At 65.0% G+C, this 9,055-nt stretch carries 7 protein-coding genes; 5 read left to right on the top strand and 2 right to left on the bottom strand.

The window, feature by feature from the left end:
* Positions 1 to 1,358: 1,358 nt before the first annotated feature.
* Complete coding sequence (locus tag M3461_03985; protein MDQ3773580.1) at positions 1,359 to 1,640, bottom strand: sulfurtransferase TusA family protein; 282 nt, start codon at positions 1,638 to 1,640, stop codon at positions 1,359 to 1,361.
* Positions 1,637 to 2,719 (bottom strand): uroporphyrinogen decarboxylase, encoded by a 1,083-nt coding sequence (gene hemE, locus M3461_03990; protein MDQ3773581.1) that lies wholly within the window; start codon positions 2,717 to 2,719, stop codon positions 1,637 to 1,639. The genes M3461_03985 and hemE overlap by 4 nt, the downstream gene beginning before the upstream one ends.
* A gap of 477 nt (positions 2,720 to 3,196) precedes the next feature.
* On the opposite strand from hemE, the gene M3461_03995 reads away from it, so the two are divergent.
* The 5 genes from M3461_03995 to M3461_04015 all read left to right on the top strand — a co-directional run.
* A complete protein-coding gene (locus M3461_03995; protein ID MDQ3773582.1) occupies positions 3,197 to 4,192 on the top strand; it encodes an ABC transporter ATP-binding protein in 996 nt (331 codons plus the stop codon).
* Positions 4,189 to 4,923 carry an ABC transporter permease subunit gene (locus M3461_04000; GenBank protein MDQ3773583.1) on the top strand — a complete coding sequence of 245 codons (735 nt, stop codon included), beginning with the start codon at positions 4,189 to 4,191 and terminating at the stop codon, positions 4,921 to 4,923. Before M3461_03995 ends, M3461_04000 begins: the two co-directional genes overlap by 4 nt.
* A 12-nt stretch (positions 4,924 to 4,935) precedes the next feature.
* Positions 4,936 to 6,870: a Gldg family protein gene (locus M3461_04005; GenBank protein MDQ3773584.1), complete on the top strand. Its 1,935-nt coding sequence runs from the start codon at positions 4,936 to 4,938 to the stop codon at positions 6,868 to 6,870.
* Between the two features lie 3 nt (positions 6,871 to 6,873).
* Positions 6,874 to 8,088, top strand: coding sequence for a DUF4340 domain-containing protein (locus tag M3461_04010; protein ID MDQ3773585.1), 1,215 nt, complete (start codon positions 6,874 to 6,876; stop codon positions 8,086 to 8,088).
* A 626-nt stretch (positions 8,089 to 8,714) separates the two neighbouring features.
* A partial coding sequence (locus tag M3461_04015; GenBank protein MDQ3773586.1) for a transposase occupies positions 8,715 to 9,055 on the top strand: 341 nt, incomplete at its 3' end.

A 9,055-nucleotide genomic window follows, 5' to 3' on the forward strand; every position in this document is an offset into this window, starting at 1 on the left:
CCCACAAGCTCCACAGGCTCACCAACAAAATTACAGAAAGAATGATGCACTAACCCAATCCACACTCCGAGTGTTCAACTAACGCTGGAACTTGGGTGTTCAATTAACGCTGGTACTTCACCTCTTACCTATGAGCTGCAGTATGCCACGGCGTCAATCCGGGGCATTATGCCGCTCTATATGCCGCGTAGGAGGATACGATCGGTGCCTAAAGGCCGACGTCGACAGATCATGACGTCGATGCCTGCGGTGCCGCACGGTACGCAACGAGCGAACGCCGGTCCCGCCCCCCTTAGGTTCTTGACGCGATCCGCATGATGCGGAAGACGTACTTCCCCCGCGCGCCTCTTAACACGACGCCTGGGCCCGACAGTCGCGCGGGCCGGGTCCAACTCGGCCACGAGTACCTCCATGACGCGTGCGTTGGGTTCTCTTCCGTGGCTCCACGCGAACGCAACCCTTCCGTGAGCTATACTTAAGTAGATGCCCGTATTGCATGCGCTGGGCAGGCGGTCGGGGGTCGTCCCCGGTCTATTGTCGTAGCCTTGCCTCGCGAGGAGGAAGCAACATGTCTTCAGAACTTCTGACCCTGGCCCCGGTGGTCTGTCTCGTCCTCGCCCTCGGGGCGCTCTTCTTCTTTACTCGAAGCTCATGAGCGTTCAGAGAATCGTCTCATCCTCAGGAAAGAAATTTGACCTTTAGGAGGCCCTACCTGCAAGGGCGCCCGGCCACCGTTCAGCGCTCGAGCAGTGGCCGCCTCTCGACAGGAACCCGCGAGTGATCCTTCCGCAAGAGTGCGATCAAGCCCACCTTCTGGTGGGCTTTTTGTGCGGCGCAGAAAGCGCCTTTATCGGCCGTGTCGACGATGAGACGGCAGCGACTCGCCGCGCGTCGCTCCATGCGGTCTCCCGACAAACAATGGGCCTCGCCGAGGCCTCGACACGTTGTCCTCCGGTCTATCTGGCATCGTCGTGTTGTTCTGCGGCCCAAGCTATGCCTTCTGCGAGGCGCGCTCCATTGCGTCGAGATCGAAGGCCGGTAGGGTTTGGATGCGCCCATAGCCCTGGTTCGCATACCAGTGAGAACGCGAGTGCCGCTGCCGGATCCGGGCTGTCAATCACGTCCACGAGCCCTTGCGTGTAGTAGACCGCGTCAAGGGTAACCCTGGTCGCAGCCGCCAAGGTACGGGCAAATTCCAAGACTCGGCGCTGCTGGTCGGGCGCCAGCCGGTTGAGTTGCTTGCGGAGCTCTCTTTCGATGGCTCGGTTCATTTCAAGGCTCCCCAATGTCTATCGATCGCTACATCGGCGCTAATTCTACAGCGATTCTGGGTACGCGCTCATCCTCGGCGAGCACGGTCAACTCGGTATCGACGTCTTGCGGATCAGGAACTCCCACACGCCCGACTGCTCGCTCATGTGGACCAGCTCATGGCCCGTGCGGGCGCAGAAGGCCTGGAAGTCGAGCGACGCCATGGGATCCGTCGCGAGGATGTGCAGCACCTGCCCCGCGGCCAGCCGGTTCAGCGCGACCTTGCACTTGAGGAGGGGCAGGGGGCAGTTGAGCCCCTTCACGTCCAGGACCGTGGCCGGCGCCGGCTCGTGATCGGGAAAGCCGTGGCGGAGCTCCGACGGAATCATTCGACTCCGAATGGTTCAACCCCGGAATGATAGGGCACGCTGAGCTCGTGCACGGCGTCCACGAGCACCCGCACGTGCTCCGGATCGGTGTCGGGCTCGATGCCGTGGCCGAGGTTGAAGACATGGCCGCTGCCAGCGCCGAAGCTCGCCAGCAGCGTGCTCACCTCGGCCCGGATGCGCTCGGGGGGGGCGTAGAGCGCCAGCGGGTCGAGATTACCCTGTAGCGCGACCTGGTGGCCCACGCGGCGCCGCATGGCCCCGAGGTCCTGGGTCCAGTCGAGTCCCACAGCCTCGCAGCCGGTCGCCGCGATCGGCTCGATCCACCCGCCCCCGCCCTTGGTGAACAGGATCACGGGTGGCGGCGCCGGGGCCGCCTTGACCCCCGCGACCACCTCCGCGAGGTAACGCAGGGAGAACTCCTCATAGGCATGCGTGGACAGCACCCCACCCCAGGTATCGAAGACCATGAGCACCTGGGCGCCGGCCTCGGCCTGGGCCTTGAGATAGGCCGTCACCGCTCGCGCCAGCTTGTCGAGCAGCTCGTGCAGCAGTCGGGGTGCCTCGAATAGGAGCCCCTTCACGCGTCGGAAATCGTGGCCGCTCCCGCCCTCCACCATGTAGGTCGCGAGCGTCCAGGGGCTGCCGGCGAAGCCGATCAGGGGGACGCGGCCAGCGAGCGCCTGGCGACTCAGGCGCACCGCGTCCATGACATAGCGCAGCCGGTCCTCGGGATCGGGGACCCCGAGGGCGCGGATCTCCGCCCCCGAGCGCACCGGGCGCTCGAACCTCGGCCCCACGCCTTCCTGCACGCTCAGTCCCAGCCCCATGGCATCGGGGATCGTCAGGATGTCCGAGAACAGGATGGCCGCATCGAGCGGAAACCGTTGGATGGGCTGCAGGGTCACTTCGCAAGCCAGATCCGGCGTCTTGCAGAGCGTCATGAAGTCCCCGGCCCGGCGTCGCGTCTCCCGGTATTCGGGGAGATAACGCCCGGCCTGGCGCATGAGCCAGATGGGCGTCGCATCGAGCGGCTGGCGCAGGAGCGCATCTATCAGTCGGTCATTCTCGACCCGTGCTATCCGAAACTCCCGCTCCACCATGAGGTCGGATTGCGTGTCGATCGGCATCCCGACAGGGTGCTACCGGGAGCGACCGTTGTAAAGCCCGAGCGGGGACGTCGACGGCGTGCGGGGGCGAGCAGGGAAGCGTCGCGAAATGGGGGCACTGCGTCCTGTGTCCTAGTAGTCAGTCATGTTAAATCGAGGCGATTCGTCACCCCGGCAGGGATTGCCGGGGTCCAGGATGCAGGACAGCACCTACGTCCATGTGCTCTGGATTCCGGCAATCCATGCCGGAATGACGTGCCCGTTTGAATCATCTTGACTGACTACTAGACCCTCTCCCCGGGGGTGGTGTTGACGCGACCGCAATATTCGGCAGAATGTCCGCCCGTCGCCGGCCGGGCGTACCGCGGGGGTGCCTGTCCCGGTCGAGACCCGCGGTGGAGACCCAAGACGGGGCTGCACAACGAATGGTTCTATGGACCAATGGGCTCTATGCACGCTATCGAAGTCCGCCAACTGACCAAGCGCTTCGGCGCCTTGACGGCCGTCAACGGCGTCTCGTTCACCGTCGAGCAAGGGGAGGTCCTGGGGTTCCTGGGGCCGAACGGCGCCGGGAAATCCACGACCATGAAGTTGATCACGGGTTTCCTGGAACCGAGCGGCGGATACGCCAAGGTGTACGGCCATGACGTCGTGGAAGAGCCCATCGAGGCCAAGCGCAGGCTCGGCTATCTCCCCGAGGGCGCGCCGCTGTATGGCGAGATGACGCCGCGCGGCTTCCTGGAGTTCATCGCCGAGGTACGCGGGTTCAAGGGCAGCGAGGCCCAGCGGCGGATCGCCCAAGTGATCGAAAAGGTCCACCTCGAAGGGGTGATGGGGCAGCGCATCGAGACCCTGTCGAAGGGCTACAAGCGCCGCGTCGGGCTTGCCCAGGCGCTCCTGCACGACCCGGAGGTGCTGATCCTGGACGAGCCCACCGACGGCCTGGACCCGAATCAGAAGCACGAGGTGCGGACCCTCATTCATGACATGGCGCGCGACAAGTCCATCATCATCTCGACCCACATCCTCGAGGAGGTCGATGCCGTGTGCACCCGTGTCATGATCATCGGGCGCGGGCGGGTCTTGTTCTCCGGCACCCCGGCCGAGCTCGCGGCGCGCTCCGAGTACCACAACGCGGTGTCACTGGTCGTGCGATCCGGTACCGCGGCGGCGGCCAAGCGGCGCATCCAGGCCTTCGCCGGGGTGGTAAGAGTCGAGGAGGGAGCGGTCACGGACGGCCAGGTGAGCCTGGTGGCGATGCCCCGCGACGGTGCCTCGATCCTCGCCGAGATCGCCGAAGCGGCCCGCGCCGGGCGCTGGGAGATCGATGGCCTCACGGTCGAGGCGGGGCGTCTCGACGAGGTGTTCCGGACCATCACCGCCCATTACCGAGACGATACATTTATACCCGAAGGCCGGGAGGGGCCTCGGGCGGACCTACCATGAACAACACGGTGGTGATCTTGAAGCGCGAGCTGGGGGCGTATTTCGCGACCCCGGTGGCCTATGTCTTCATCGTGATCTTCCTGTTGCTGATGGGGGTGTTCGCGTTCTATCTGGGCGGGTTCTACGAACGCAACCAGGCCGATCTCGATGCCTTCTTCCAGTGGCACCCGTGGCTGTATCTGTTCCTCATTCCGGCGCTGTGCATGCGGCTCTGGGCCGAGGAGCGCAAGACCGGGACGATCGAGTTGCTCATGACCCTGCCGGTGTCGCTCACCGAGGCGGTGCTCGGGAAGTTCCTGGCCGCCTGGTGCTTCACGGCCGTAGCCCTCATGCTGACCTTCCCCATCTGGATCACGGTCAATTATCTGGGCGACCCCGACAACGGCGTGATCGTCGCGGCCTATCTCGGCAGCCTGATCATGGCCGGGGCGTTCCTGGCCATCGGCTCGTGTATCTCGGCGCTCACCAAGAACCAGGTGATCGCCTTCGTGGTCAGCGTGGTAGTGTGCTTTGGTTTCATCCTGAGCGGCTTCCCGATGGTGCTCGACTTCTTTTCGGGTTGGGTGCCCCCGGTGCTGCTCGACGCCATCAGCGACTTCAGCTTCCTCACCCATTTCGCGGCCATCCGCAAGGGCGTCATCGACATGCGCAGCCTGGTCTATTTCCTGAGCCTGATCGCGCTCTGGCTGTATGCCACGACCGTGGCCATCGATGCCCGCAAGGCGAGCTAGGCGGGACCCGCCATGACACGTCGTTCTCTGTCGCGCGGGGGGCTGGTGCTGGCCGTCGGCTTGTTCCTCGCCATCAACATCCTGGCGGGCGAGACGATGACCGCGTGGCGCCTGGACCTCACCGAGAATCGACTCTTCACCCTTTCGAAGGGGACGCGCAATATATTGAAGGACCTCGATGAGCCGATCGCGCTCCGGTTCTTCTATTCCGCCAAGCTCTTCGAGGGGATCCCCACCCTGCAGAGCCACGGCAACCGGGTGCGCGACCTTCTCGACGAGTACATGGCAGAGGCCGGGGGCAAGCTCACGCTCACCGTCATCGATCCCGAGCCCTTCTCCGAGGCCGAGGACGAGGCGGTGGCCAACGGGGTCAACCAGTTACCGATAAGCGGCAGCGGCGATCGGGGTTATCTCGGGCTCGTGGGCACGAGCTCCGCGGACGACCGCGCCGTGATCCCCTTCATCTCGCCGGAAAAGGAACAGTCCCTGGAATACGAGGTGACCAAGCTCGTGTACAACCTGGCCCACCCCAAAAAGCGCGTCATCGGGCTCATCACGACCCTGCCGGTCATGGGCGATCCGATGCGCATGGCGGGCGGCGCGCGCGGCGGCCCCTCTGCACTCGCGACGATGCTGCGCGAGTCCTTCGAGATCCGCGAGCTGGGCACCGAGGTGGCGGCCGTCGACAAGGACATCGACACGCTCGTGGTGGTCCATCCCAAGGCGCTATCAGACGGCACCCGCTACGCCATCGATCAGTTCGTTCTTAAGGGCGGCAAGGCGATGGTGTTCGTGGACCCTTATGCCGAGGAGGACCGCTCGACCCCCGATCCGCAGAACCCGGCGGCGTTGCCGAAGCTCGATTCGAACCTCCCCGATCTCTTCGAGCGCTGGGGGCTCAAGCTCGTCGAGGACAAGCTGGCCGCCGACATCGAGGCCGCGATCCGCGTGACCTACCAAGGGCCCTCGGGTCCGCGCCAGATCGAATACCTGCCGTGGCTGCGACTGCGGGAGGGCAATCTCAACCGCCGGGACTTCGTGACCAACGAGCTGGGCCAGCTGAACCTCGGGACCGCCGGGGTGCTCCAGCCGGTCAAGGACGCCAAGACGGAATTCACGCCACTCTTGTCGACCGGTAAGAAGGCCATGCTCGTGGACCGCGATACGGTGATGTTCTCGCGCGACCCGGCCGCGTTGATGCAAGGCTTCAAGCCGGGCGATGAATCGCTCGTCCTGGCCGCGCGCCTGAGCGGCATGGTCAAGACCGCCTTTCCGCAGGGCAGGCCCAAGAAGGCCGAGGGCAAGAAGGCCGAGGGCGATGCCGCCGATCCCGCCCCATCCGCCGATGGCGTCGATGCCGATGGCGTCGATAAAGACTTCATCGCGGAATCCAAAGGGCCGGTCAACGTCATCGTGGTCGGCGATACCGACCTATTGGCTGATCGCTTCTGGGTCCAGATGCAGGACTTCCTCGGGCTCAACGTCCCCTCGGCGATCGCCGACAACGCCAACTTCGTGATCAACGCACTCGATAACCTGGGCGGAAACGACGACCTCATCAGCCTGCGCAGTCGCGGCGAGTATGCCCGGCCGTTCACCAAGGTAGAGTCCATCCAGCGCGACGCCGAGCTCAGGCTGCGCGATCGGGAGCGGGGGCTGCAAGACAAGCTCAAGGACACGGAGAAGAAGATCCAGGACCTGCAGCGCGAAAAGGGCGAGGGCAGCACCTTGCTCCTGAGCGCGGAGCAGAAAAGCGAGATCGAATCGTTCCGGGGCGAGCAGCTCAAGACCCGCAAGGAATTGCGCGCGGTTCAGCACGACCTGCGCCGCAACATCGAGCGCCTGGGGGATTGGCTCAAGTTCATCAACATCGCCCTCATCCCGATCTTGATCGGGCTCGGCGCCGCCCTCGCCGGGGTGTGGCGCGCCCGCCGCACGGCGGCCTGAACCATGCGCAAGACGGCCTTTTTCGCGTTCTCTATCGCCACCGCGCTCGCGGTGGCGGCCGCCGTGTTCGTGAGCAAGCAGCGAGCGCCCGAGTCCGAGCTCGCGCAAAGCGCGCTCTTTCCGGGGCTCGCGGAGCACATCAACGACGTGGCGCGCATCGAGGTCAAGTCCAAGGATCGGCACACCACCGTGCGCAAGGACGGCGAGCGCTGGGTGATCGAAGACCGCGGCGGATACCCGGCGCTGTTCGACAAGGTCAAGGCCACCGTCGTCGCGGTCGCGGACCTCGAGGTCCTGGAGCCCAAGACCACCAACAAGGAACTGTATCCGCGCCTCGGCGTCGAGGGCATCGATGCCGAGCCCTCGAGCTCGGTGCTCGTGAGCCTCGCGGATGGGCAATCCAAACCGCTGGCCGCGCTCCTGGTCGGCAAACCACGCAGTGGCGGGCCCGCGGGGACCTATGTGCGCCGTCCCGCCGAGCCGCAGGCGTGGTTGGTGCGAGGCCCGGTCGAGATCAGCGCCGATCCAGTGGAATGGATGGAGCGCGAGCTCCTGAACATCGCCCCCGAGCGGATCCGCGAGATCACCATTGAGAAGGCCGGTGATAAGCCCGTCCGGGTCTTCAAGAAGGAGCCCAAGGACAAGGACTTCGTGCTCGCCGATCTGCCCAAGGGCGCGAAGCTCAAGTCCCAGCTTACCTTGAACGATCTGGCCAACGCGCTCGAGCAGCTGCGCCTGGATGACGTTAAGAAACGGGCCGGCTTCGAGTTACCCCAGGGGCATACGGTCACCACCCTGCGCGGCTTCGATGGCCTGGTGGCGGTGGTCCAGAGCGCAGTCATCGACGACAAGAACCACGCCGTCTTCGAGTTTTCCTACGATGCCGCGGCCGCGGCCGAGCCCGAGAAGACCCCCCCTACCCCTGCCCCTGCCGCGGACCAAGCGCCCGCGTCGACACCGGCCGCTGCCGCGGCCGAGAAACCGGCGGGAGCGCCGGAGGCGCCGACTGCTCCCCCGGACGCGCCGAAGACCGACGTCCCGGCCCCCGAACCCGCCAAGCCCTCGGTAGCCGACGAAGTCGCGACCCTCAACGCCAAGGTGGCCGAGTGGGTGTACCTGCTACCGAGCTACAAGGGCAAGCTGCTCGCCGAGAGTCTATCGGATCTGACGGACCCCGAGCAGCCCGAACCTAAGAAGACCCCCCCGAAAACCAAGTAAACTTGCGGCAGGGATGCCTCTCACGGGCACCCGCCGGGTCGCCGGAACCAATCACCCGCCCCCGGCTCCCCCCGAACGTAGCGTGCGCATTTCCCGCACTACGCTCATCAGGCGTTGGTTCACAGCGACAGGGCGGAAGGCCGCTTGGTGGGCGTTCCGCCGCATTGCGTTCGCCGCTACTCCCAGCCGTGCCATCGATAACGCCGTCTCCATCCCGATTGGAAGGATGGCATCTGTAGGGCGGATGCCCGCAGGGCGATCCGCCGCACGGGTCGCTTCGGCCGGGTAGCCATACGGCGGAACGCCAAAAAGCGGCTTCCGCCCAACCTTTCCGCCTTAAGCGTTTTGTAGGTTGGACGGCTTCATCGGGTTCCGACAAAACAGCGTCCGAACACGGGGTGGCGCCAAGCGCTCGGGTACGAAGACCTCAGCGATCACGATACCCTACGCTACGACGCCTTGCTGGGGCTTTTGGCGGACAAGGAAGACCCGAGCGGTGCGGGGAGGCGGCGGGCGGAGGACCGGGGCAAGGCGCTGGCGGGGAAGAGCACGCTCAACCGGCTGGAGCTGAGCCAAAGGAAGCGGGGAAGGAGGACCGTTACAAGATCGTCGCCCGGACGGAGGCGATGGATACGTTGTTGGTGGAGGTCTTCGTCGAGTCCCATGCGGTCCCCCCGAAGGAGATCGTGATCGATGTGGACGCGACCGATGATCCCCTACATGGGGATCAGGAAGGGCGTTTCTTTCACGGGTATTACGGCCACTATTGCTATCTGCCGTTGTATTTCTTTTGCGGGGATCGGTTGCTCTGCGCGCGTTTGCGGGAGGCGGATGAGGAACCTGCCACCGGGTGCGTCGAGGAGCTTTCCCGGATCGTAGCGCAGGTGCGGGCGGCCTGGCCCGAGGTGCGGATCGTCCTGCGGGGGGATAGCGGTTTCTGCCGCGAGGCGATCATGAGTTGGTGCGA

Source organism: Pseudomonadota bacterium (assembly GCA_030860485.1).
In the GTDB taxonomy this organism is placed as follows: Bacteria; Pseudomonadota; Gammaproteobacteria; order JACCXJ01; family JACCXJ01; genus JACCXJ01.

What these genes read in the sequence shown, in the direction of transcription:
- M3461_03985 (MDQ3773580.1), bottom strand. Translation starts at nt 1,640, where the DNA reads ATGATTCCGTCGGAGCTCCGCCACGGCTTTCCCGATCACGAGCCGGCG.
- M3461_03995 (MDQ3773582.1), top strand. Translation starts at nt 3,197, where the DNA reads ATGCACGCTATCGAAGTCCGCCAACTGACCAAGCGCTTCGGCGCCTTG.
- M3461_04000 (MDQ3773583.1), top strand. Translation starts at nt 4,189, where the DNA reads ATGAACAACACGGTGGTGATCTTGAAGCGCGAGCTGGGGGCGTATTTC.
- M3461_04005 (MDQ3773584.1), top strand. Translation starts at nt 4,936, where the DNA reads ATGACACGTCGTTCTCTGTCGCGCGGGGGGCTGGTGCTGGCCGTCGGC.
- M3461_04010 (MDQ3773585.1), top strand. Translation starts at nt 6,874, where the DNA reads ATGCGCAAGACGGCCTTTTTCGCGTTCTCTATCGCCACCGCGCTCGCG.